Consider the following 25,376-nt stretch of genomic DNA (forward strand, 5'->3'; position numbering starts at 1 on the left):
AATTAGGAGGAAAACATGGTTAGACTTAAAAAAGTCCTCAATTTATCAATCGCTGTATTGATGGTTGCTGGAATGATCGGTTTTGCCGGTTGTAGCGGTGTTAGCGAAGAGCAAATGGCGGAACTTCAAGCACTTAGACAAGAAGTATCAGCTCTTGAAAGTGAAACACAAGATCTGAAAAATGAAAAATCAAAATTGGAAAGAGAAATTGCAGAATTGAATGCTAAGCTTGATCAATGCGCAAAAGACAAAGAGCAAACAAAAAATAATTTAGAAAAAATGGGAATGTAATTAAAAAGAAAAGTTTAATAAATAATTGGAGGATTTAAATGAAAATTCAAAAATATTTAGCTGGCTTAGTTGCTCTTCTTCTGTTGGCTAATGTTAATTTGTTTGCTCAAGAGATGACCTCAGAAGAATGGCAAAATGAAATTAACCGTTTAACAGAAAGAAAAGCTTCTCTTACTTCAGAATTAACCGCTCTTCAAAATGATGTAAATTCATTAAGAGCCACACTCGAAGGTATGCAAGCATGGGAAGATTGTCGTGATGAATTATATGCATTAGTTGGCGCAACAAAAGCTGATGTTGATGCTTTCAGATCAGAAGTTGAAGCAGTTGAAGGAAGAATCAATCGTCAACAACTTCCTAAAGAAGATCGTCAAATGGAATTGAATACTCTTAAAGCAAATAAAATTTCTGCACTTCCTGAATTTTATGAAAAAGTTCATAATGAATTACAAAGAAAACTTGATGCATGGGATGCAAAACCATCCGAGATTATGTATACTGTAGTTAAAGGTGATCACTTATGGGGAATCGCTAAAAAGAAAGAACATTATGATAACCCATTTGCTTGGCCAAAAATTTATCAAGCAAATAGAGATCAAATTAAGAATCCTGATTTGATTTATCCAAAACAAATTTTCAAGATTCCTAACTTGACTGAAGAAGAAAAAGCAAAATATGATAAAATTAAAAGAAACTATAAACCAGCTCCACCGGTTCAATCACAATCAACAAACTAGTTTCTTAGTTTTAATAGCTTAATTTTAATTAGCCCTTTTCATATTTTTGTGAGAAGGGCTTTTCTTATTTAATCGGAGGTTTTTCTGCAGTTAGAAAAAATATTAAACATCGATTCTGTTAATCAGCAAGCTTTACTTGGGTTTAATGACGCGAACCTGCAACCGTTAGAAGATCGATTTAGCTCTACTATCACTGTTCGCGGTGATAATGTTTACATAAAAGGTGTTCAAGAAGAAGTTGAACTGATAGAAAAAATTTTTAAGGAAATGATTTATGTCCTCAATACAACCGGTAAACTTATCACGCAAGATGTTACCACAATTCTGAATTTAACCGTTGAAGGAAAAGAAATAATTAGTGATAAAGAATACGACGATATAATTCTTTATACTAAACGCGATGTAATTAAGGCAAAAACTCCCACACAAAAGATCTATGCAGAAAGTGTTGGTAAAAATGATATTTGCTTTGCTATAGGACCGGCCGGAACCGGTAAAACTTATTTGGCTGTTGCCTTTGCTGTCTCCGCACTTAAAAAAGGAATAGTACAAAAAATTGTATTGGCAAGACCTGCGGTTGAAGCTGGTGAAAGTTTAGGTTTTCTTCCGGGCGACTTAAAAGAAAAAATTGATCCTTATCTCCGTCCGTTACTGGATGCTTTACAGGAAATGCTTCCGGCAGAACAATTAAGAGGTTATTTAGAAAAAGGTGTGATTGAAATAGTCCCTTTAGCATACATGCGAGGTAGAACACTAAACTACGCCTACGTAATTCTTGATGAAGCACAGAATGCTACCGCTGTACAAATGAAAATGTTTTTAACTCGTCTGGGTCCAAATTCAAAAGCAATAATAACGGGTGATATAACTCAAATTGATTTACCAAGTTCTAGTGCAAGCGGATTAATACAAGTTCAGCAAATTCTTAAAAATGTTGATGGTGTTGATTTTATTTACTTCGAAAAGAAAGATGTAGTTCGTCATAAACTAGTTAAAGATATTATCAACGCCTATGAAAAATTTGGTAACGGTAATAAAAATCACCATGGTTAAATAACTTTTTTACTTTCTTCCCAAAGTTTATCCATTTGCTCAAGATTTGAATCCGTTATTTTTATTCCCGATTCGGCTAATTTTTTTTCAATATAACTGAATCGCTTAATAAATTTTTCGTTTGTTACACGAAGAGCGTTTTCCGGATTAATACCGATGAACCGTGTATAATTCACAATTGAGAATAAGAGATCACCTAGTTCTTCTTCAATTTTAGCATGATTATCACTCTTCGAAACATCCTCGAACTCATTAATTTCTTCTTTTACTTTTTCCCAGACGCTTTGCTTTTCTTGCCAGTCGAAGCCGACTTTTGAAGCTTTCTCTTGTAATCTGAATGCTCTATGTAATTGGGGTAAAGCTTTTGGTACTCCCTCTAATACCGAATCTCTTCCTTCCTCTAATTTAATCTTTTCCCAGTTGTACATTATTTCGTCATTATCCTTAACTTTCGTCCCTCCAAAAACGTGAGGATGTCGTCTAATGAGTTTTTCAGTAATTCTGTCAATTACGTCATCGATATTAAATTTGTTAGTCTCACTTGCCATCTGTGCGTGAAAAACAATGTGCAAAAGAATATCGCCAAGCTCACCACGCATCTCGTCAAAATCTTTTAGATCAATAGCTTCAATCAATTCGTGGGTTTCTTCCAATGTGGCTGCTTTAATTGAATCATGGGTTTGTTCTTTGTCCCAAGGACATTCGTTTCTTAGTCGTTTCATCACATCAACCAATTTTTCGAACTTTTCTCCGGTCATAATTCCTCGATTTTTGTGATCGAAATTAATACTGTTTGTATGAATTAACAAATTAACTAAAAGAAATTCATCTACTTTTTGTAATTTTATCTAATCAATTTTGGAGAAAAAATGCTTGAAGAAAAATTAAAAGACTTAGGAATCGAAATCCCTGAAGCTCCTATGCCATTGGCATCTTATATTCCGTCGACAATTGTCGGAAACTTAGTTTACACTGCTGGACAAGTTCCGCTTATTAATGGTAAACTTAAAAATGCAGGGTTGGTTGGAAGAGATATTAGTATGGCAGATGCCCAAGAAGCAGCAAAGACCTGCGCAATTAATTGTTTAGGTGCGGTAAAAAAAGCAATTGGTGATCTTAACAAAATTAAGAGAATTGTTAAACTTACGGTTTTTGTTGCTAGTGAGGATGGTTTTGTAGATCAACCGAAAGTTGCAAATGGTGCATCGGATTTATTAGTTGAAATTTTTGGAGAGAATGGCAAACACGTTAGAAGTGCTGTAGGTGTTACGGCTTTACCGCTTAATGCTCCCGTTGAAATTGAGATGATTGTAGAATTAAAGTAAAAGTGAAGCGTTTTCTCTTGATTTATCTCGGAATTCTTATATTTTTAAGCTGTTTATCAATATATCTCTGAAACTTTTTCAGAATTTTTGTGTTGAAAAGAGAATTGAAAGGGGTTTTATCGATGAAAAAAATACTATTATCTTTTTTAATACTTGTGCTTTTTATTCCTGTCGATGCACAATTTAAGGAAGATCTCAATAATCAAGTAAGTATTAAAGAGGGATTCATTAATCCCGATTTGTCTAACAATATTTTCGGTTTTATTGATCCCGATAAATTTTCGATGAATCATTCGGTAAGTATGTCCTACTCTACTTTTTCCGGACAAGCCATTGCGCTCGGTGTTTACACAAACAGCTTAAGATATGATTTTAGTGATAACCTTAACTTCCAAGTTGACGCAAGTATTGTCAATTCTCCTTACAATACATTAGGTGATGGATTTACAAATAATATTAACGGAATTTACTTATCACGCGCTGCCGTCAGTTATAAACCTTCGAAAAACACACAAATTTCATTAGAGATAAGACAAGGACCCGGAGCCTATTATAACAATTATTACAGTCCATATTATTTCATGACCCCGTCATTTGACAGAGAATTAAATACCTATAAGGTTAACAATACTAAGTAAATAAATTCTATTTTTGTTAAATTTGATAACCGGGCAATTGCTCGGTTATTTTTTTATCTATTCAGATGTGATAAATTGATTAAAAGAAGAACAAAAATAAAAAAGAATACTAATGATGTGGATTTGAGGACATCTACGCAAAACCTACTTCTCAATATTATTATTTTTGTCCTTTTAGTCGTTGTTATTTATCTGAGTTATTCAATTTTCCTAAAATTGAAACTGGAAGTGGGCACGGAGTCGGTATCACAAAAGAATAATTTAACTCCCTCAGAAATTATTCAGGTAGAAGTATTAAATGGTTGTGGTGTTTCGGGGCTTGCTGATAGATTTACTGACTACTTGCGGGATAGAGGATTCGATGTAGTAAATAAAGGCAACTATATTCAATTTGATATTGAAAAAACTATGATAATTGATCGAATGGGAAACGCCGCCAACGCAAAGGAGATAGCTAAATCTCTCGGTGTAAATGAAAGTAATATTATTACACAGATAAATGAAGATTATTTTTTAGATGTCTCGGTAATTATTGGTTCAGATTACTATAAACTATCACCATTAAAATGAGGTACGTTTGGATTCATTACAATTTGCAAAAGAAATAACAGACATCATACTCACTAAAAAAGGGTTCAGTATAAAGATTCTTGATCTCAAAAAATTATCCGCATTCGCTGATTATTTTGTTATATGTTCGGCTTCATCGGATACACAAGTAAAAGCAATCTCAGATGCAATAGAAAAAGAACTGCGTGATCGTGGTATAAAAACTTATCATCGTGAAGGTTATGAAGCATTAAATTGGGTTTTGTTAGATTACTTTGATGTTGTTGTACACATCTTTAAAACTGAAGCTAGAGATTTTTATAATCTAGAGAAACTTTGGGGTGATGCAAAAGTTACTGAAATTGAAGACGAAGATTAAAGGAGTTATGATTGAAAGATTATATTCTACAATTGTTTGAAACTGCCTCACAAGAGTTAGAATATCTAGCTGCTAAAGAAATTCAGTTAAGTGTTCCGGCGAACCTTGATCATGGTGAGTTATCTACAAACATTGCTATGATATTAACTAAAGAATTGAAGAAAAATCCCCGCCAGATTGCTCAAGAGATAATTGATTCTTTGAATGATTCGAAAAACTATTTAGTTAAAATTGAAATTGCCGGTCCCGGATTTATAAATTTTTATTTCAATCATAATTTTCTTACAACTATTGTTAAAGATATTTCCGTTAAAAAAAATGAATTCGGAAAATCAAAAAAGTACCATGGTAAGAAAGCAATGGTGGAATTTGTTTCAGCTAATCCAACCGGACCTCTTACGGTGGGGCATGGAAGAAATGCGGTGATTGGTGATACGATTGCGAATCTGCTTGAAGCTATTGGTTATGAAGTTGATCGAGAATACTATTTTAATAATGCTGGCAGACAAATGCGGGTTCTTGGTGATTCGTTAAGATTACGTTGTTTGGAATTACTTGGTGATATAATCGATTTTCCGGAGGATTATTATCAAGGTGAATACATAATAGACATAGCAAAACGTGTAATTAATGAGCATGGTGCAAAGTGTCGTAACTTTGAAATTGATTTTTTTAAGAAACGCGCTGAAGATGAGATCTTTGCTGAAATAAAGATGACCTTAGAAAGACTCGGCATTATTATGGCAAATTTTTATAACGAAAATGATTTATATGAAAATGGGAAAATTGAAGAAGTTAAAAAAATATTCTCAGAGAAAAATCTAACATACGAAAAAGACGGTGCTTTATGGTTGAAACTTAGTAAACTTGGCCGCGAAGATGATAAAGTGATGGTCAAATCAACCGGAGAACCAACTTATAGATTGCCGGATATTGCTTATCACACAACTAAGTTTGAGAGAGGTTATGACTTTATTGTAGATCTATTTGGTTCCGATCATAATGCAACTTATCCAGATGTCATTGCCGGAGTAAAAGCACTTGGGTATGATGAAAGCAAAATTAAAGTTGTTATTCATCAATTCGTTACAATTACCAAAGGTGGTGAAGCAGTTAAAATGTCAACGCGTAAAGCTAACTTTGTAACGCTTGATGAATTGATGGATGATGTAGGTGCCGATGTTGTAAGATATTTCTTTTTAATGCGTGGTGTTAATACACATCTTAACTTTGATTTAGATATTGCAAAGAAACAATCTGATGAAAATCCTGTATTTTATTTACAATATGCACATGCAAGAATTTGTTCAATTTTAAGGATGACAGAAGAACAAGGTCTTAATACTGATTTATCTAAGCTACATAAATTAACAAAGCCGGAAGAAATTAACTTGATAAAGCAGCTTCATCATTTCTCCGATGAAATAATTTTTGCAGCAGAGAATTGCGAACCGAATAAACTTGCAAATTATCTTGAAAATTTAGCTGCCTCCTTCCATAAATTTTACACGGAATGTCGAATAATCGGTTCAGAAAAAGAAATTGCTCAAGCCAGAATCGCATTGATTGAAGCGGTGAGAATGGTTATGAAAAACGGATTAACTATAATTGGAATTTCCGCGCCGGAAAAAATGTAAGTCTTCATTAATCAGTAAACGCAATTGAAGCGGCATAAATATTCATTGCTTCTTCGCGTTTTAGTTCCCGCCCTAGTTCAATTACACTTGCCCCAGTTGTTATTACATCGTCTATAATTAAAATATTTTTGCCTGCGATTGCTCTTGGTCTTTTAACTTTGAAAGCACCGGACATATTTAATTTTCTCTCAGCAATGCTCAACTTTGTTTGTGATTGCGTAAATCTAATACGTTTAACTAAATTAGACTGCACTGGAATAGTTAATATTCGCCCAACTGATTTTGCTATATGATCCGATTGATTATAACCTCGCTCGGCTTTTTTAATTTTATGAAGCGGTATTGGAATTATAATATCAATATTCCACTTTTTTATCCTATGTTCTCCAAATTCTGCAAGTATTTTGCCTAAAAAATTTCCAATTCTAAAACGGGATTTGTACTTGAGTTCATGTAAAAGAGTTTGCAAGCTGCCTTCCGGTTGGAAAACGAAGGGAGAAAAAACCCCATTAATAATTTTTTCATCGGCAAACTTATTGGAGTATTCATATTCTAACCTTTCGTTAGGCATAAGTTGAATACCAGCATAACATTCAGGACAGACAACCCTCTCTGTTGAATTTAATCTTATGTTGCAATGGAGACAAAAACGTGGAAGAAAAAAATCAATAAGGTTATTTGCGTAATGCAATAGATACACTTATTGAGTAACTCCTTTTGATAATAAAAATTCTGCGCATTTTTTATCGTTAAGGGTAAAGTGATTGAAGAACCATCGTTTAGCACTTTTTAAAAATTCTAGATCTAGTTTGATTTTCCCTCGATCGACCTCAGTGATGTAACTTTTTACTTTGTTGAAGAATCTGTCATGTTCTAGTTTGTGAGAAAAGTAATTTACATACTTGTGCTCTTTCATTAAATCTTCCTCGGTGTCGAAGTGTTCACGCAAGGTATCCTTTAATTCAATTAGTAGTCTCTTGGATTCTTCCTCGAATTTTGCGCCAAGTTGATCATGAAGTTTGTTAAGTAATTCTACAATCTTAATGTGTTGGGTATCAATTGTGTTAATGTTGAGAATCTCACTTTCAGTAATTTCGATAAATGTCATTCTTGATCTCCGTTTATTTATAACATACCTTCCTTTTTCCTAACGAACCATTCTAAACTAAGTAATAATATTAGTAATACTAAAATTATCTCTAATGAAAGCGGATCATATGTAATTGATGAAACGCTGACTTTAGTTTTATTTCGATTAAATGTCTCAATTTTATTGAATTGATTTTTTGAATCGCTTATATAAGTATAATTACCGCCGGTTAAAGATGCTATCATTTTTAAATAATTTTTCTGCATGACGGTGTGAAGTTTTTCTAGATCAACTTCACCGATATTAAATTTTCCGGAGGTTTCGTTTATTTTCATTCCGTTAACTTGGGCGACAGCACTAAAAGTAAAATCACCTTGTGATGAGATGTTAACTTCACCTTTGTAAATTCCATTTCCTTCATTAATCAATTTAGCCGGAATATTGTTTTGCCCGGATTTGATTTGAATAGTAATCTCGGCATTGTTTATTGGTTCAAGCTTATCATCATAAAGTTCGCCAATAAACTCTATGGTTTCTCCCGGTGCGTAAATATCTTTATTTGTTTCAACAAAGAATTTTCGCTGTCTATCGGAAACACGCAACCATTGTATAGAATTATAAATTAACTGATCAAAAACATTTTTAGTTGTGATCTCGGATTTGATTCGCCATTTCCAAAAGTTACTCCCGATAAAATTAATACTTCTAACTAGTGCATTATTCTGGCTAAGTATCATCGGCATATCGGTTTTAATATTATTCACTTTTGCATTAGCGATAACTTGTATCCCCGGTTTTAAATTAAAATTTCCGTTCGGATATGCGATTGGTGGAAAGTCTTGTTTATCAGAAAAATTTGTATTGGTAAAAATATTATTTGAGTTTTGATCTGAAAATTCCGGCTGTGCCAGATAAACTTCATCAAACGATCTTCCATGTGAAAACGGAAGTATGCTATTTATCTTGTTAAGCGAGATTGAGTTAAGATCGGCACCGATTAAATTAAAAAATGGAATTTTGTCTTTGCTTATCTTACTAAGAACTTTTTTAATAATTTCATCATTTGTATTTCCGTACGGGAAATTAATAAACACAAGAACTTGAGCACTATCTAGTTTTGCAGCGAAATTATTTCCGATGAAATCACTCTCATTTATTTGGATAAATTTATTTACTTCGTACTCATCAACTTGTTTAAGCGAATTATACACTGCTTTAAAATCTGCAGATGGTGAACCGCTTATTACCAAAATATTTAATTTATTTTCAAGGACATCAATAAATGTTGAGCGAATATTATTTTCAAAATTATGTTCGTTACTAATTTGGCTGACTTGAATCGTCAATTTATGTTTGCCGGATTCTTTCGGTACGTATTCAAAAGTAACGCGATTTATTCCACTTTCACTTAGTTTAATTTCCTGTGAATCGATTCTTTTATTATTTTCTAAAAAAGTAACTGTTACATTTTCATCTGCCAAATTCTCATTAGATATTTCCGCAGCAACTACGGTTGGTGTTTCTTTATAAATAAATCTGTTATTCAATATGCTGCTAACATAAATATCCGATATCTCGGAAGTGTCGCCAATACCAATAGTGTAAACGGGGAAGTTAAGATTTTCGGCTTGATAGATTGAACTGCTTCCATAGTTTATTATTCCATCAGAAATAATTACAGCAGATGTCAGATAATCATTACTGTTGGATAAATAATTGAAAACATTCTCAAAGTTTGTAATTCCTTTATCATATCTCAGTAATCCAACCGAGTCCTTATTTATTTCATCAACACGTGAATCAAAACTGAAAAATTTGTATTGAGTATTGTTTGAAGAAGTCTGAGCATCTATAATATCAAAAACTTTTTCGGCTACTGATGGACTAAAATTGCTCATTGATGAGGAATTGTCTATGAATATCGGGACAACAGGTTTTTCTTCATCTTCATTATTGACTATTAATGTCGGTTCAAAAATTAGTAGTAATAAAAGAACTAAAACAAGGGAACGAGTTGTTATAAGAATAATTCGTAAAAAAACCGAAGTTTGCGGAAGTGTGCGCTTGTAAATATATAAGACATAAATAACGGCAAGCGCTATAAACAATACAAGCAAAAATGGATTGAGATTGATACTCAACTGGTAATTGAAAATATTCAGCATGAAATAGACTTATTATTTATAATACTGACTATTTTATCACCTTAAGTTCTTCTAGGTTCCAGGATTTCATTTGCTCATAGGTATCATAATCAGTCAAATCAAAATGAATTGGTGATACGGATGCAAAATTATTTAGAATAGCAAACTGATCAGTTCCCAGTTCTTTATCAGTTTCGGTTAATGTTCCGGTTAGCCAAAAATAACTTTTACCGTAAGGATCTTTTCTCTCCTCGTAAATTTCATCCCACTTAGATTTGCCTTGTGTTGTAAGCTTCAATCCCTTTATTTCCTCACAGGGAAGATCGGGTACATTTACATTTAACAAAGTTCCTCTACTCAAACCTTTCTCAGCAACAATTTGTGCTAACTCTCTTGCCGTATTACAAGCATACTCAAAATATTGAGGATTATGGGAAGTGATTGACATCGCGATTGCCGGTATATCCATTATTGCAGCTTCACGAGCCGCGGAAACGGTGCCGGAATAAATGATATTAATCGCAGCGTTTGAACCATGATTAATTCCCGAGACTACCAAATCGGGAATTGATTTTAGAATGTTTCTCACACCAATTTTCACACAATCGGCGGGAGTACCATCAATAGCATAGCCAAAAAAATCGCCATTTTTGTAATATTCAGTTACGCGTAGCGGGATTTTCATTGTAATTGCATGTCCGACCGCACTTTGTTCGGTTCTTGGAGCAATAACAGTTACATCACCTACTTCACTTAAAGCCATTGCTAATTTTTGAATTCCTAGGGAATCAATACCATCATCATTAGTTACAAGAATTTTCAATTTTACTCTCTGCTTTTTTAACAGGCAAATATACTGAAATTTGAGATCGCTTTGAAATTAAGGTGCAGATTATACAATTATAATTTTATCTCAATTCTATTATCTTTGAGTTACAAAAGGAGAATTCATGAAGAAATACTTGTTTACACTTTTTCTATCAATTATATGTACATCCCAAGTATATTCACAAGAGGCAGAGGTTGAAGTTTTTGTTATTGATTCCTACGTTACACAAGAGAAACCTTATAAATTTATCCTTTCGTTATTTACTACAGAATCTGTTACCTCTTCTGTAACGATTGAGGACAAATATATTTTTACAGTTTCGGATACTTTGGCTGTTGATCATAGAACTGAAATTGATATTTCTGAATATAATTTTGATTCATCTTATGTGAAATTTTTTATTTCCGGTTTTGACTCACTCGGCAATAATTTTAGAAGTGATACCTTCGAAGTAGTTTTGCCTTTTGAAAACACCCTTAAATCAGATAAGAACACAAGTTTGTTAACGGTGTGTTGTTTTGGTGGAATTATTTTTGGACTTCCTTCGCCAACTTTGGTAATTAATAATAACGATAAACTCTTTAGTCTTGTTAAAGAAATTCCAATTTTATCATTTTATAGCGGAGGTTATAATTATCCTTCCGGATATTTTTCATTAGAATATGCTCATATATTTAATGCAGATTTTAGAAACTATCTTAGAGTAGGATATAAACATATATTCGAGATTCCGGTCTTTGAGTATATCTCACCCGGAGTTTCCGGCTTTACTACTTTCGAAGGCTTTAACGGAGTTTCCCCGGAAATTACAATCGGATGGTTTAAGGTTTATAATGCATTCACAGTTTATTCAAAATATAGATTTAATTTTCAACCTTCGGTATCGGAAAGAAATTTTCATGAAATTTCAATCGGACTTTATTCGAATTTCTTCTCGTTAAATCTCTAAAATTATTTTAATCAATTTGGAATGATTTCATCAGATTAGTTGTTATTCAACTAAAGATGATAAATAATGTTCAAGATAATTTTTAACATATTGTTAATATCCATTGTATTGTCAGCTCAAACAGGTGGATTAACCGGTAAAGTGACTGAAAATAATATTCCAATTCCAGGGGTTAATATTTTAGTTACCGAAACTACACTTGGCGGAGTAACCGATGAAGAGGGGATTTATAGAATTCAACAAATTCCTATTGGGAATAAATTAATCCGTTTCAGCGCGGTTGGATTTAAAACCAAATTTATTGAAGTGGAAATTGTTTCGGGTAAATCACTCGAACTTAATGTTGAAATGGAAACCGAGGCGTTTCAAGTTGATCAAATTGAAATTGTTGATTCAAAAATTCAAGCACAAAGTGATCCAACCGCAAGTCTTATAGAACTAAAACCGGAGGGAGCAAGAGTACTGCCGGGTGCAGTTACAGATGTCTTCAGAACATTGCAAGCATTGCCCGGAGTTCTTGCACCGAATGATTTCTCTTCACAATTAATTATTCGTGGAAGTGGCCCGGATCAAAATCTTATCATTATGGATGATGTTGAGATTTTTAATCCTTACAGATTATATGGCGTTATTAGTATGTTTAACCCGGAATCGGTAACCGATATTAATTTGGTTACCGGTGGTTTTCCGGTTCAGTATGGTGACCGGCTTTCTGCAGTACTTGATGTAACAAATAGGCAAGGTGATTTAACAAAAAATATTACCGGCAATTTGAATGCAAGTATTGTGAGTGCAAATTTAGTTTTGGAAGGTAAGAATCCGTTAAATATTCCGGGAAGTTGGTTGATAAGTTCAAGAAGAACCTATTACGATTTAATAATAGAACCATTTGTAAAAAATGCCGGATTAGTCGAAGATAATGTTACATTCCCAAATTTTTATGATATACAAGCTAAACTTGCTTTCGGTCCTTTTAACGGACATAAGTTTTTTCTAAACGGAATTCTATCTCGCGATGGTGTTAATTTGGTCAGTACTGCAGAACGAAAAAATCCGGACAGTGTAGCTGTTATTGATGATTCAAACAATGATTTACTTTCATTCGCATGGCATTATACACCGAGTAAAAGGACACTTAATAAATTGATCGTCTCGTGGTATAGAAACGGTGGCAAGACAAATTTTGATTCGCAGCTTCTTGACCCTTCTTTAAACAGAGAAAACTTTGAAGATGCTGCTCCAGATACGCTTGCACCTTATTTAGTTGGTTTCGGTTTCAATTCTCAGTTTACTTTTCAGAAGTACTCGATTGATAATAAGTTTTATACATACTGGGGAAACAATAATGAGCTGAGCGCGGGAGTCGGTGTTGATTTTATGAGAACTTTACTTGAGTTTGATTTTCAATTAGATCCCGAACTTAGAGCATTCTTTGATGCTAATGCAAATATCCGAGCAGTATTTGATGATCTAGGGGATGAAAAAATCTATTCACGTTATAGAGCCTGGGCTCAAAATAAATTTGCAATAGGAGATAAACTATTCATCCAACCTGGTTTACGATTCGATTATTACAATATTTTGGGTAAGGGATATCTCTCGCCCAGGATCTCCTTGTCCTACGCATTAGATGATATCACAACACTTCGTGCAGGCTGGGGAAAGTATTATCAATCTCCGGGCTATGAAAAATTACGTGACGGAAATAAAATACTTAATTTTGATAAAAAGTATACGGAAACACTTGAAGCTGAAAACGCAACTCATTACGTTTTAAGTTTGGAAAGATGGTTAACTAGTGAATGGCGGGCTAAGATTGAAGGTTACTATAAAAACTTCAGTAATCTCATTGTTCAAAAAGTTTTAGAAGGTTCAAACTACTATACCGAACTCGTGCCGGGGCAAGATCCAACTCAAAGATCAGCATGGACTCGACCCATACCCGTTAAGGGTGATTCACTTACACAAATTCCTGTTAATGCATCGAATGGTGAAGCTTTCGGTTTTGAATTTTTACTTGAAAAGAGAAACATTGCCGGAATTTCAAAAATAGACGGCTGGATTTCTTATTCACTCGCGTGGGCTAATAGATATGAATATGGCAGAACAATTCCATTCAATTTTGATCAGCGACATACACTAAATATTGTATTAAACTATGAAGTTAACCATTGGTTTGACATAGGTGTAAGATTTCAATACGGTTCGGGATTTCCAATAACCGACCCGGTCGGGATTAAGCCGAGAATCACATTAGTCGATACCGATGGAAATGCCATCCCGGATTCTCCTGAGATTGCAACTCGTAAAGGGAGTTCAAAAGTAATTTACGATACCGACTTTGGTGGAATCGAAAATCGTTATAATTCTCGCAAACCTGATTATCACAGACTCGACATCCGTTTATCAGCTAAAGCAGATTATTGGGATCTTGATTGGGTGTTTTACCTGGATGTTATTAATGTTTACAACAGAGCAAACGTGATCGGATATGATTATTATGTGAACGAAGACTTAACGCTGGGCAGAGAGAAAAACTCAATGTTTCCGATTTTACCCACACTTGGATTTAATGTTCGTTTTTAATTACACAAAATTTGACAAAGCATTGATATTATGTAATTTTAGGTATATGCAGAAATTGAAAGAAGAAAAGTATATAGATTTTGGAGAACGGGGCAAATATAGTACCGCTAACAAACTAAATAATCTCACCGGTAAGGAATGGATAAAGTTTACTAAATCATGGTTTGTTCATCGTCCGCCTCGAAGAAAAGAAGAAGAAATTTTACATCCTGCAAAATTTCCCGAATCATTAGTTAAGGAGTTTATTGAGTTTTTCACGAAGGAAAATGAGTGGGTATTTGACCCATTTCTTGGTACAGGAAGTATGCTTATTGCTGCCGGAGAACTTCATAGAAATGGTATCGGTATTGAACTTCAAAAAAAATATTTTGAAACTGCTAAAAGAAGAATTGAGAAGAGTAAATATTCAACAACACTTCTACCGATTAAAGGTAATTCACTTTTAATCAAGGAATTGCTTACTAAAAATAAAATCAAACAGAACAAATTTGATTATACAATCACATCACCGCCTTATTGGAATCAACTAGAGCGAAATTCGATAAGACAAACAAAAAGAAAAAATAGTGGATTAGACACAAAATATTCATTCGATAATAACGACATTGGAAATGTCCCAGATTACAAAGAATTCCTTGAAACACAAGCTAAGATTTTTGATCAAGTGTGGGATATCACAAAAGAAGGTGGTTACTTAACAATTATAACCAACAATGTTTATTTTGAAAAACAGCTTTATCCTTTGGCCTATGATACTGCCACATCGTTGACTAAAAGGGGGAAAAAAAGTTGGGTACTCAAAGATGAAAAGATTTGGTTGCAAGATGATAAACCATTGATTGCGCTTGGAGTTAATAATGCCTGGGTTGGTAACCGTCATCATCAATATTGTTTGATATTTAGGAAAGAAAATAAATAATGCAGCAATACAAATCAGTAAGTGAACTTACCGCATTAATTAGAGAAACTCTCGAACTTAACTTCGAATCTATCAGCGTTGAAGGAGAGATTTCGAATTTCAAAAAGCATGCCTCGGGTCATTGGTACTTTAGTTTAAAAGATTCCGGTGCACAGATAAGTTGTACAATGTGGAAAGGATTTAACAATCTTGTCTTTTTCACTCCAGAAGATGGAATGAAAATAATTGTAAACGGAAAGATTTCCGTTTATCCGCCGCGGGGAAGTTATCAAATTGACGTTAGATCAATGAAACCTTCCGGTGTCGGAGAACTCCAAGCGGCATTTGAAAGATTAAAAAACAAACTTGCGGAAGAAGGATTATTTGATTCGGAATTCAAAAAACCAATTCCGGTTTTTCCATCTAAAATCGGAGTGATTACCGGAGCCGACAGCGCCGCTTACAGAGATATTTTAAATATTGCTCAACGAAGATATCCTTTAGCAGAGTTAATAATTGCACCAACTAAAGTTCAAGGTGATGGTGCAGCCGAATTAATTGTTAAAGCAATTGAAAGTTTTAACAAACTAGATGATATAGATACTCTAATTATCGCAAGAGGCGGTGGTTCATTAGAGGATTTATGGGCATTCAATGAAGAAATTGTTGCCCGATCAATATTTGGATCTAAAATTCCAATAGTGACCGGTATTGGACATGAAATTGATTTTACAATTGCCGATTTTGTTTCAGATTTACGTGCGCCGACACCATCGGCAGCCATTGAACTTTCAACGCCAAATAAAGATGACTTATTATTTTTGCTTGAAGAATACCGAGATGATTTTGAGGAAATAATTCTTCAAAAAATTTCCGATGGTAGTAAAGAAGTAAAGAATATCTTAACTTCATACGCCTTCAGAAATATGGAAAATAGAATTAATAATGGTTTTCAAAAAGTTGATAATCTATACACAAGTTTTTCGAGAAGTATTCAGTTGCTTATTAATAACAAAATGCAGAGAATTTCACTCTTCGAAAAATCAGTTGAAAACTATGATATTGAAAAAACATTGAAGAAAGGTTTTACACTTATCAAACAGAACGGTAAATTTGTAAACCGTGCTCAAAAATTTTCAAATACGGAAACATTTCAAATCAAATTTTTTGACGACCAAATTGAGATAAAAAATGGCTAAGAAAAAACAAACGGAATCATTCGAGAATTCTCTTAAAAGATTGGAAGAAATCTCTGAATTGCTTGAAAATGATGAGATTGGATTGGATGAATCAATAAAACTTTATGAAGAGGGAATTTTACTCTCAAAAATTTGTTATAGTAAGTTGAAAGATGCAGAACTAAAAATCACGGAATTAAAATCCCATTTTGAATCCAATTTGGGCGATGAGTAATAATTTGAGGTAAATTAATGGTAGATCGATCGCAATATAATTATTTGTTTAATGTAGATTCTCCTAACGACATAAAAAACTTTTCAGTCCATGACTTAAAAGAACTTTGTTCTGAAATTCGTCAATACATGGTGGATGTAATTTCTCAAGTTGGTGGACATTTTGGCGGTGGACTCGGCTCTGTCGAACTGACAGTTGCGTTGCACAAAGTCTTTAACACTCCTAATGATTTAATTGTTTGGGATACGGGTCATCAAGCTTACCCTCATAAAATTATTACTGGAAGACGTGATCAGCTTCATACAATTAGAAGATTTCATGGATTGAGCGGTTTCTTAAAAAGAACCGAAAGTGAATATGATGCTTTTGGTGCCGGACATGCTTCGACATCAATATCTGCTGCATTAGGTATGGCAACCGGCTCTGACTTGCTTAAGACTAACAAAAAAGTAATAGCCATAATTGGTGATGGTGCGATGACCGGTGGTATGGCTTATGAAGCAATGAATAACTCCGGTGTTCTTCAAAAGAATTTGATTGTTGTACTTAATGATAACAATATGTCAATCGCTCCAAACGTTTGGCAAATCTCGAATTATTTCACAGAAATGATTTCTCATCCAGAGTATAATAGATTTAAAGGTGCAATATGGGATTTAACAGGTAAGCTTGATGACTTTGGTGATCGTTTAAGGAAAGTTGCTGCAAGGCTAGAATCCGGAATAAAATCTGTCATTACTCCAGGAATGCTTTTCGAAGCTCTTGGTTTCAGATATTTCGGACCTGTTAATGGGCATAATGTCGGTCAACTTGTTAAACTATTTGAGCACATTAAAGATTATAATGGTCCATTACTTGTACATGCAATAACCGAAAAAGGTAAAGGCTACAAACCGGCTGAAGGACATGTTCAGCGTTTACATGCCTCAACTCCATTTGATAAAATTACAGGTAAAGCAATAAAAAAAGGTGAAGGTGGTGCGCCTTCTTATACGGCAATTTTTGGTAATGCAATGGTTGAACTTGTAAAAGACAATCCAAAAATTGTAGGCATTACCGCAGCTATGCCGGATGGAACAGGTATGGATAAATTACAAGCTGCATATCCGGAAAATTATTTTGATGTTGGAATTGCCGAGGAACACGCTGTTACATTTGCCGCGGGACTTGCAACGCAAGGTGTGATCCCGGTTGTTGCTATTTATTCCTCATTTTTACAAAGAGGTTTCGATCAAATAATTCATGATGTAGCACTTCAAAAATTAAAAGTGGTTTTTGCGTTAGATAGAGCCGGACTTGTTGGTGCCGATGGACCAACACATCATGGAACGTTTGATTTATCATATTTACGAATGATACCCGGTATGGTTATTATGGCACCAAAGGATGAACAAGAATTAAGAGACATGTTATATACTTCTGTTTCTGAAATTGACGGACCTTCTGCAATTCGTTATCCTAGAGGTAATGCACTTGGTGTTGAATTACGCGAAGGGTTCGAAAAAATTGTAATCGGTAAAGCTGAAACATTAGTAAAAGGCGAAGATGTCGCCTTACTTTCTGTCGGTAATATGGTTGAACACTCACTGAAAGCCTCCGAAAAACTCAAAGAAGAAGGTATTAACTCTGAAGTGATTAATATGAGATTTATAAAACCATTAGATACAAAACTATTGGATGATATTGCGTCTAGATTTGATAAGGTTGTTACAATTGAAGAAAATTCAATTGTGGGTGGATTTGGCTCCGGAGTTGTCGAATATTTCAACGATAAAAATTATAAAAACGATATTATCAGAATTGGTATTCCGGATACATTTATTGATCATGGAACTCAGGCAGAGTTGCATAATCTTATTGGAATAGATGCAGATGGAATATTTGAAAAAGTAAAAGTATTTTGCAAGGGTAGTGGAATTAAACATGAGGTTGTTGCTTGAATAATTCGACAAAATTTGCTGTTATCGGTTTAGGAGGTATAGCACAGTTAGTCCATCTCCCAATACTGTCAAAATTGAAGGACGTTGAAATTGTTTCAGTTGCTGAAGTTAATAAGAATCGCTTAAATTCTGTTGCAGAAAAATTCGGTATAAAAAATAAATTTACCGATTATAAGGAACTTATTGCTAAATCAGATTTTGATGCTGCAATTATTGCGACACCAACAAATACACATCCCGATATAGCAAACGATTTTATCAAAGCCGGTAAAGATCTCTTAATTGAAAAACCCATCGCTAGAACTTTCGCAGAAGCTAAACGTATTCATGAATTTGCCGAAAAGCATAAACGCAAAGTCATGGTTGGTATGAATCTTCGATTCCGACCGGATACTATGCTTCTCAAGAGCTTAATCAACAATGGTGAGTTAGGAGATATTTTTTATATAAAATGCAGTTGGTTAAGAAAACAAAGCAGTGAGCAAAAATGGTTTCTTAAAAAGAGTGAAGCCGGAGGTGGAGTTATACTTGACCTTGGTATTAACTTGTTCGATTTAGCACTATGGTTAATTGATTTCCCGGAAGTAATTTCGGTATCGGTAAAGCAGTTTTATCATAATACAAAAAATGTTGAAGATTCTTCTGTCGGTTTCATCAGACTTAAAAATGAAACCGTTATCAATTTTGATGTAAGTTGGAGCTTGCATTCCGAATCGGATGGTCTTAATTTAACTACATATGGTTCTGAAGGTACTGCTCACTTGAATCCGCTTATAGCTTATAGACGTGTTGCTTCTAATCAAATTGATTTAACTTCACGAATATCCGGATCAAAAAATTTATTTAGAAAGTCCTTCGAAAATGAATTGAAACATTTTGTAGGTGTACTGAAAGGGAATTTCCCAATTATATCCTCCAGTGCAGATGCATTAAAAAGAATGAAACTTATTGAAGCCCTATATCAATCGGCAGAGAAAAATAAAGAAATACGAGTTTAGATAGAATGAACAATACAATTCTAATTGTTGATGACGAGAAGGACATTGTTGAATTTTTAGAATATAACCTTCGCAATGAAGGCTTCAAAGTTATTACTGCTCATAATGGTGAGGAAGCTTTAACAAAACTTCCAGAGAAACCCGACCTAATAATTTTGGATGTATTAATGCCAAAGATGGACGGCTATATTACTTGTGAAAGAATTCGTGAGCTTCCTGAATTTAAGAAAACACCTGTGCTTTTCCTTACGGCAAAATCAAGTGAAGTTGATGAAGTAAAGGGATTGAATCTTGGTGCCGATGATTATATTATCAAACCTATTTCAATTAAGAAACTTGTTGCAAGAGTAAAATCAAATTTAAGAAAAGCGGGAAGTTTGATCGGAGGTAATATTAAAATTGGTCCCTTGGTAATTGATCGAGATCAATACATTGTAAAACTTGAAGGAGAATCAATTATTCTTCCTAAAAAAGAATTTGAAATTCTTGCTTATTTAGCTTCGCAACCCGGTAAAGTTTTCCCTCGTGAAAAGATTTTATCTGATGTTTGGGGAAACGATGTTTTTGTCGTAGAAAGAACGATTGATGTTCACGTTCGAAAGATAAGAGAGAAGTTAAATGATTTTGCTGACTTGATTGAAACAGTAAAAGGTGTTGGTTACCGGTTTAAAAATGTGGAATAATTTTTTACAAAATTTCGTATCAGCTCGTATATATTTTTATCATGTCTTTCTCATATCTGCAGCATTCCTTATAATTTTCTTAATATTCTTTAATCATGATCTTGCAATTTTCCTCACATTACTTCTTTCGGTATTTATATTCTCTGTAATACTTTTGTACTTTATTGGTAGTAAACGCCGAATGGAAATTACAGAAATCCGATCGATTATCAGATCTATTCGTAAAAGTGAATTCGATTCGGCAAATGAGATAAGACTTAGTAGAAGTTTAGAGGGTCTTGAAGACGAAATTAAAAAGATGTTTTTGAAAACTAGAAGCGATATTGAAAATCTCAAAAAATTAGAACAAGTGAGAACGGAATTTTTAGGAAACGTATCGCATGAATTAAGAACTCCAATTTTTGGAATACAGGGATATTTAGAAACATTACTTAACGGCGCACTCAATGATCAAAACGTTAACAGAAATTTCTTACAAAAAGCTGCTAATCATGCGGAACATCTAAATAATTTATTGAATGATCTGATCGATATATCGATGATAGAATCCGGCCAAATGAGGATGAGTTTTCAATTTTTTTCCATTAAAGAATTTCTTGAACCAATAGTAAACGAAATGCGACATAGAGCTCATAGAAAAGGTTTGGAATTAATACTGAGCGAAATAAGACCAAATCTTCAAGTATTTGGTGATAAAACCCGATTGCGGCAGGTTATGACAAATTTAATCTCAAATGCTATAAAATATACGGATTCCGGCTCTGTGGTTGTTGGAGCAGAGGAATATCCCAAAGCTGCTCATCTTTTTGTACAAGATACAGGCATTGGGATAGAAGAAAGTGATATTAATCGCATTTTTGAAAGATTTTTTAGGGTTGATCGGGTCAGATCCAGGTCAATTGGAGGAACCGGGCTTGGATTGGCAATTGTTAAACACATTTTGGAAGCACACGGTACAAAGATTGAAGTTAAAAGTGAATTAGAAAAAGGGAGCAAATTCTCATTTTCTCTTAAAAAATAGTACTCCATAAAATAAACATTACCCAAAATTTCTTATTGCGTAATTATAGATGAATAATTATATTTAAGGCTCTTGTTTAGAGGAATTGGAGGAAAACAAATGTTTGCAGTTGTAAATATAGCAGGTGAACAGTTCAAAGTAACTGAAAACACCAAATACTATGTTCCAAGGTTAGAAGGCGATGTTAATAGTGAAGTTTCTTTCGATGAAATTTTGCTTCTCTCCGATGGAAAGAAAACCGAAGTAGGAGCACCTACAATAAACGGAAAGAAAGTTCAAGCGAAAATTCTTGAACACCTTAAAGATGATAAAGTAATAGTATTTAAGAAAAAAAGAAGAAAATCTTACAGAAGATTTAACGGACACAGACAACAACTTACTAGAATTGAAGTTACAAAAATCGGATAATATCCGGAGGTATCATGGCACATAAAAAAGGTCAAGGTTCATCAAGAAACGGTCGTGACAGTAATCCGCAGTATTTAGGTGTTAAAACTGCCGGTGGTCAAAGAATTACAGCTGGTTCAATTATCGTTCGTCAGCGTGGTACAAAGTTCCATCCCGGATTGAATGTTATGAAAGGTAAAGACGATACATTATTTGCTACAATTGACGGCTTTGTAAAATTTGAAACAAAAAGAAATGATCGAAAATTTGTAAATGTTTTTGCTGAAAACGTAAATTAATTCTTGATAAATTTTTAATAAAAAACCCTCCGATCAGGAGGGTTTTTTATTTTAAACCAATTTTACAAATCTATCAAAATCCAAGTCTTTCCATATCTGCTACTAAATTTTTAACGGCGTTAACGGAATTATCTAAAGCTGCTTGCTCATCCGCGTCTAAGCTTAATTCCACAATTCTTTCGATACCATTTTGACCTAGTACCGCAGGAACACCAACGTAGTATCCATCAACATTAAACTCACCGGAAAGATAAGCGCAAGTTGGCAATAGTCTTTTTTGATCTTTTAAAATTGATTCTGCCATTGAAATTGCTGCTGATGCCGGAGAATAAAATGCTGAACCTGTTTTCAATAATTTTACAACTTCTCCTCCTGCCATCTTCGTTCTTTCCACCATTGCACTCATCACTTCTTTTGCTTTAGCCGCATCTTTATATTTTCTTTCGAGCATCTCCATTACCGGTACACCGTTAACATTGGCATAACGGATCAATGGAACCATAGTATCTCCATGACCGCCTAAAACCATTGCGTTAACATCCTTAACCGAGAGATCTAACTCCCAAGCAATAAACGTTGCAAAACGAGATGAGTCAAGAACACCCGCTTGTCCCATCACTCTCTGGTGTGGAAATCCACTAACTTTTTGAAAGAGAGTTACCATTGCGTCGAGAGGATTTGATATAATAATTACTATTGAATTTGGTGCATGTTCTTTGACACCTTCGGCAACTTGTTTCATGATCTTTGCATTTGTGCTGAGTAAGTCGTCACGACTCATTCCCGGCTTTCTGGGTAAACCTGCAGTAATGATTACAAGATCAGAACCTTCAATATCTTTATAATCATTTGTACCTCTTAATTTAGAATCAAATCCATCTACTCGTGAAGCTTCCGCGATATCTAGTGTTTTACCTTGCGGCATATCTTCAACGACATCAAACATAACAACATCGCCTAATTCTCGTAAAGCTGCTAGTTGAGCTAACACACCACCGATTTGTCCGCCACCGATTAATGCAATTTTTGTTCTTGCCATATTTTACTCCTTCTAATTAGAATTTTAGCTTTGTTTAAAATATATGAAAAGATTAATTCAAATATCATGAAGTGATTTGCAGATTAGAATACCGGACGTCCTGTTTTATATCAGTTCAAATTTATTTCAAGAATTATTTCTGTTCCATCAGGAGTAAAATTGAATCTAAGATCATCGAGAAGAGAACGCATGATATGAACACCTCTTCCACTGTCCTTTAAAATATTTTCCGGTTTTGTGGGGTCGGGTATTAAAGCGGGATCAAAACCCTCGCCTTGATCTTTTAGGATAACGACCATTTTTTTATCATCAGCATTAACAGTGATAAATACCATTTTTGATTTATCATTTTTATTACCGTGTTTCATGCTGTTTGAAATTGCTTCGGCAACCGCTAAAGCAATATTATTGTACTTGTCCTCATTTAATCCGGCAGTTTCAGCAGCTTGCAATACTAGTTCTTCAACCTCCGGCATTAAGTCCGGATCACTCGGTATAGCTTTTGTGAGGATTGTTTTCAATTAATCTCCTGCTACGGTCTTTATTGATTTTAATTTTGGTAAAAATATAAATTTGTTACTACTCAAATCAAGCTAATAGATATAATTTTATAAAATCCAATCAACTTGAAGATTCAGATTAGCCTGTTCTTTGCTCATTCCACTTTCACTTGTGATAAATTCATAATACCCGTAAATTTTTAATCGTAACCGATTGTTCATTATGAATCTGATATCAGTCAATGGCCCGATGCTTGAGTATTTTCCCGATAAGACTTTTTCATTTTTAGAGTTATAATTATATGTTGAAAGTTCAAAAAATCTCAAACCAATTCCGAGTTCAAGTTCTCCAATAGTATAGAATAATTTAGGCTCGGCAAATATTTCTTCCAAAAATCTAACAGGCTGATTAGAAAAATTACTCCATTTGAAATCACCCTGTTCGGACAACTTTACATATCCTTGAATTTCCGATTTCAATTTATTGGAAAATTTAATTACCGTAGAATCTCTAAAAGCAAATTGTCTGAATGAGAAACTTTTGAAATTGGGATTAAGTTCCTCAAAATCATAAACGGTATAGTTTGCTGAAACCTCCGCGCTGTTTGAAGAAATTATATTGCGGTTCTTAAATACGCCGCCGGAAGCTAATTTTATAAATCTTTTTATGTTATTATTGGAACTTCGCTCAGCGAAAATATAAACAATTTTATTTAAGCTGCCTTCAAGATTTATAAACAGATCAAAAAAGTAGTTTATATTTCTTAAATACCGTAATCGAACAGTTGAAAGCAGTTCATCTCTGTCGTCAAAGTTTAAGTCGCTTGGTGTATCATAAACTAATTTTCGATGAAATAAACTAAGGGTGAAATGATCTGAAGATGATAAATCATACTCAGTGTGAAGGGTTAATGTTACTAATTTTGCCGAATTATTTTTCTGTGATTCAATTTTTTCTCTTTCATCAAAAAAAATCTGATTAACTCCTTCTATTGCTTTAGGGGAATGCTTTTCGTCCTTTTCTGAATAGTTTATTTTTGCGGAAGTTCTAAAATCAGATAGCCTATATGTACCCGAAATATTAAAATCAATTTTGAACTCCTCAATTTTTGTGTCAAAGGAAGACTGCGTTACATTTTCTATAACAACATATCTTGTAGCTCTGTCAATATTACGCCAATATATTCTTCCGTTAAGATCAACGGAAAAATTACTAAGCGGGGAGAAGTACAATAATCTATTATGTATTTGGTATTGGTCTTCGGTTCTGCTTTGAATATTATTGGTAATGTTGAATTTACTGGAGGTTATAGAATCACTCTCAAAATAAAAGTCTCTTCTTTGCTCGGAAAACCTTGCAGAAAAATTATTAAAAATTTCTGATTCAATATCAGTTGCTATATCAAATTTTATTAATCTGAATGTGTTCTTGCGAGGTGAAATATCTTCATTTTGAAATTTAACGTCCGCTTTTAGAATAATATTATCAAAACGAAAATCCGAAAGATTTGCTAAAGTACCGTAGATTAAACCTTTATCCAACAACGCAACTTGTTGGTTGTGTGAAATTCCTCCAAAGGGAATAATTTTTAAGTGTTGTAAAGGAGAAATTTCTGCAAATACTTCACCATGTAAAACAGAGGTTTTGTTTATACTTAATCTTCTGTCATCCGAAAATGTATTGTTGTTTAGTCTAATTCCAAGTGCGAGAAAATCGAAGAATGCATACTGGTTTGAAAAAGAAAAATAATTTTCATCCTTAATACTATTTGTGTTTGACTTAATAACAGTCGATCTAAAATTATCAAACAAGGTAAACTTATATTTATCCCAAGTATGATTATAATTAAAATTTGTATTCAGCGAATAGGTGTTGAGTCTTTTATCGAATAGACTTGTGAGGCTTGGCTGAACTTGAATATCACCACCATATAATAGTGAATCTAGCTGTTGGGAGAAGGAACATAAAGTAATTATAAAGAAGATCAATA

General features: G+C 33.9%; 27 protein-coding genes. 19 read left to right on the forward strand and 8 right to left on the reverse strand.

Translation table 11 applies throughout. The features are described 5' to 3' along the window. The first annotated feature begins 15 nt into the window (after positions 1-15). The 3 genes from QY331_04820 (at position 16) to QY331_04830 (ending at position 2,081) form a co-directional block, all read left to right on the forward strand. Positions 16-291 (forward strand): hypothetical protein, encoded by a 276-nt coding sequence (locus QY331_04820; protein ID WKZ70575.1) that lies wholly within the window; start codon positions 16-18, stop codon positions 289-291. A gap of 38 nt (positions 292-329) precedes the next feature. Continuing rightward, positions 330-1,028: a LysM peptidoglycan-binding domain-containing protein gene (locus QY331_04825; protein WKZ70576.1), complete on the forward strand. Its 699-nt coding sequence runs from the start codon at positions 330-332 to the stop codon at positions 1,026-1,028. 267 nt (positions 1,029-1,295) lie between these two features. Next, a complete protein-coding gene (locus QY331_04830) occupies positions 1,296-2,081 on the forward strand; it encodes a PhoH family protein (GenBank protein ID WKZ70577.1) in 786 nt (261 codons plus the stop codon). Here QY331_04830 and mazG read toward each other — a convergent pair. Then, on the reverse strand, positions 2,078-2,839 hold the full coding sequence (gene mazG, locus QY331_04835) for a nucleoside triphosphate pyrophosphohydrolase (protein ID WKZ70578.1): 762 nt from the start codon (positions 2,837-2,839) through the stop codon (positions 2,078-2,080). The genes QY331_04830 and mazG overlap by 4 nt on opposite strands. 111 nt (positions 2,840-2,950) lie before the next feature. Here mazG and QY331_04840 point away from each other — a divergent pair, with 111 nt between their 5' ends. From QY331_04840 to argS, 5 genes are all read left to right on the forward strand, one after another. Further along, positions 2,951-3,406, forward strand: coding sequence for a RidA family protein (locus QY331_04840; GenBank protein WKZ70579.1), 456 nt, complete (start codon positions 2,951-2,953; stop codon positions 3,404-3,406). A 122-nt stretch (positions 3,407-3,528) separates the two neighbouring features. Beyond that, on the forward strand, positions 3,529-4,044 hold the full coding sequence (locus QY331_04845; GenBank protein WKZ70580.1) for a hypothetical protein: 516 nt from the start codon (positions 3,529-3,531) through the stop codon (positions 4,042-4,044). Positions 4,045-4,119: 75 nt separating this feature from the next. After that, complete coding sequence (locus tag QY331_04850; protein WKZ70581.1) at positions 4,120-4,614, forward strand: LytR C-terminal domain-containing protein; 495 nt, start codon at positions 4,120-4,122, stop codon at positions 4,612-4,614. 7 nt (positions 4,615-4,621) lie between these two features. Then, positions 4,622-4,972, forward strand: coding sequence for a ribosome silencing factor (gene rsfS, locus QY331_04855; GenBank protein ID WKZ70582.1), 351 nt, complete (start codon positions 4,622-4,624; stop codon positions 4,970-4,972). A gap of 11 nt (positions 4,973-4,983) precedes the next feature. Then, a complete protein-coding gene (gene argS / locus QY331_04860) occupies positions 4,984-6,609 on the forward strand; it encodes an arginine--tRNA ligase (protein ID WKZ70583.1) in 1,626 nt (541 codons plus the stop codon). 7 nt (positions 6,610-6,616) lie between these two features. Here the strand turns inward: argS and QY331_04865 are convergent, their stop codons facing one another. The 4 genes from QY331_04865 to surE all read right to left on the reverse strand — a co-directional run bounded on the left by QY331_04865 (position 6,617) and on the right by surE (position 10,666). Continuing rightward, complete coding sequence (locus tag QY331_04865; GenBank protein ID WKZ70584.1) at positions 6,617-7,180, reverse strand: ComF family protein; 564 nt, start codon at positions 7,178-7,180, stop codon at positions 6,617-6,619. A gap of 129 nt (positions 7,181-7,309) precedes the next feature. Next, a complete protein-coding gene (locus tag QY331_04870) occupies positions 7,310-7,717 on the reverse strand; it encodes a bacteriohemerythrin (GenBank protein WKZ70585.1) in 408 nt (135 codons plus the stop codon). Between the two features lie 17 nt (positions 7,718-7,734). Further along, entirely contained in the window at positions 7,735-9,864 is a 2,130-nt protein-coding gene (locus QY331_04875) for a hypothetical protein (protein ID WKZ70586.1), read from the reverse strand. 28 nt (positions 9,865-9,892) lie between these two features. Next, positions 9,893-10,666, reverse strand: a complete 774-nt coding sequence (gene surE, locus QY331_04880; protein ID WKZ70587.1) for a 5'/3'-nucleotidase SurE — start codon at positions 10,664-10,666, stop codon at positions 9,893-9,895. Between the two features lie 127 nt (positions 10,667-10,793). On the opposite strand from surE, the gene QY331_04885 reads away from it, so the two are divergent. The 11 genes from QY331_04885 to rpmA all read left to right on the forward strand — a co-directional run bounded on the left by QY331_04885 (position 10,794) and on the right by rpmA (position 21,846). Beyond that, positions 10,794-11,621 carry a hypothetical protein gene (locus QY331_04885; GenBank protein ID WKZ70588.1) on the forward strand — a complete coding sequence of 276 codons (828 nt, stop codon included), beginning with the start codon at positions 10,794-10,796 and terminating at the stop codon, positions 11,619-11,621. A gap of 66 nt (positions 11,622-11,687) precedes the next feature. Continuing rightward, on the forward strand, positions 11,688-14,207 hold the full coding sequence (locus QY331_04890; protein ID WKZ70589.1) for a TonB-dependent receptor: 2,520 nt from the start codon (positions 11,688-11,690) through the stop codon (positions 14,205-14,207). Positions 14,208-14,253: 46 nt separating this feature from the next. Then, the gene (locus tag QY331_04895) at positions 14,254-15,126 is read left to right on the forward strand and encodes a DNA methyltransferase (GenBank protein WKZ70590.1); all 873 of its coding nucleotides are present in this window, start codon (positions 14,254-14,256) and stop codon (positions 15,124-15,126) included. Further along, positions 15,126-16,304 carry an exodeoxyribonuclease VII large subunit gene (xseA, locus tag QY331_04900; protein ID WKZ70591.1) on the forward strand — a complete coding sequence of 393 codons (1,179 nt, stop codon included), beginning with the start codon at positions 15,126-15,128 and terminating at the stop codon, positions 16,302-16,304. Before QY331_04895 ends, xseA begins: the two co-directional genes overlap by 1 nt. Continuing rightward, a complete protein-coding gene (locus QY331_04905) occupies positions 16,297-16,518 on the forward strand; it encodes an exodeoxyribonuclease VII small subunit (protein WKZ70592.1) in 222 nt (73 codons plus the stop codon). The genes xseA and QY331_04905 overlap by 8 nt, the downstream gene beginning before the upstream one ends. 17 nt (positions 16,519-16,535) lie before the next feature. Beyond that, complete coding sequence (dxs, locus tag QY331_04910; GenBank protein WKZ70593.1) at positions 16,536-18,458, forward strand: 1-deoxy-D-xylulose-5-phosphate synthase; 1,923 nt, start codon at positions 16,536-16,538, stop codon at positions 18,456-18,458. Continuing rightward, a complete protein-coding gene (locus QY331_04915; protein ID WKZ70594.1) occupies positions 18,455-19,456 on the forward strand; it encodes a Gfo/Idh/MocA family oxidoreductase in 1,002 nt (333 codons plus the stop codon). The genes dxs and QY331_04915 overlap by 4 nt, the downstream gene beginning before the upstream one ends. 5 nt (positions 19,457-19,461) lie before the next feature. Next, positions 19,462-20,139, forward strand: a complete 678-nt coding sequence (locus tag QY331_04920; GenBank protein ID WKZ70595.1) for a response regulator transcription factor — start codon at positions 19,462-19,464, stop codon at positions 20,137-20,139. A gap of 181 nt (positions 20,140-20,320) precedes the next feature. Next, entirely contained in the window at positions 20,321-21,160 is an 840-nt protein-coding gene (locus QY331_04925; GenBank protein ID WKZ70596.1) for an ATP-binding protein, read from the forward strand. 99 nt (positions 21,161-21,259) lie between these two features. Beyond that, on the forward strand, positions 21,260-21,568 hold the full coding sequence (gene rplU, locus QY331_04930) for a 50S ribosomal protein L21 (GenBank protein WKZ70597.1): 309 nt from the start codon (positions 21,260-21,262) through the stop codon (positions 21,566-21,568). 14 nt (positions 21,569-21,582) lie between these two features. Then, the gene (gene rpmA / locus QY331_04935; protein ID WKZ70598.1) at positions 21,583-21,846 is read left to right on the forward strand and encodes a 50S ribosomal protein L27; all 264 of its coding nucleotides are present in this window, start codon (positions 21,583-21,585) and stop codon (positions 21,844-21,846) included. Positions 21,847-21,919: 73 nt separating this feature from the next. Here the strand turns inward: rpmA and mdh are convergent, their stop codons facing one another. From mdh to QY331_04950, 3 genes are all read right to left on the reverse strand, one after another. Beyond that, the gene (mdh, locus tag QY331_04940; GenBank protein ID WKZ70599.1) at positions 21,920-22,885 is read right to left on the reverse strand and encodes a malate dehydrogenase; all 966 of its coding nucleotides are present in this window, start codon (positions 22,883-22,885) and stop codon (positions 21,920-21,922) included. Positions 22,886-22,995: 110 nt separating this feature from the next. Beyond that, on the reverse strand, positions 22,996-23,406 hold the full coding sequence (locus QY331_04945) for an ATP-binding protein (protein WKZ70600.1): 411 nt from the start codon (positions 23,404-23,406) through the stop codon (positions 22,996-22,998). 87 nt (positions 23,407-23,493) lie between these two features. Beyond that, positions 23,494-25,374: a hypothetical protein gene (locus tag QY331_04950; GenBank protein WKZ70601.1), complete on the reverse strand. Its 1,881-nt coding sequence runs from the start codon at positions 25,372-25,374 to the stop codon at positions 23,494-23,496. Positions 25,375-25,376: the final 2 nt, after the last annotated feature.

It is taken from the genome of Melioribacteraceae bacterium, from assembly GCA_030584085.1.
GTDB lineage: Bacteria > Bacteroidota > Ignavibacteria > Ignavibacteriales > Melioribacteraceae > SURF-28.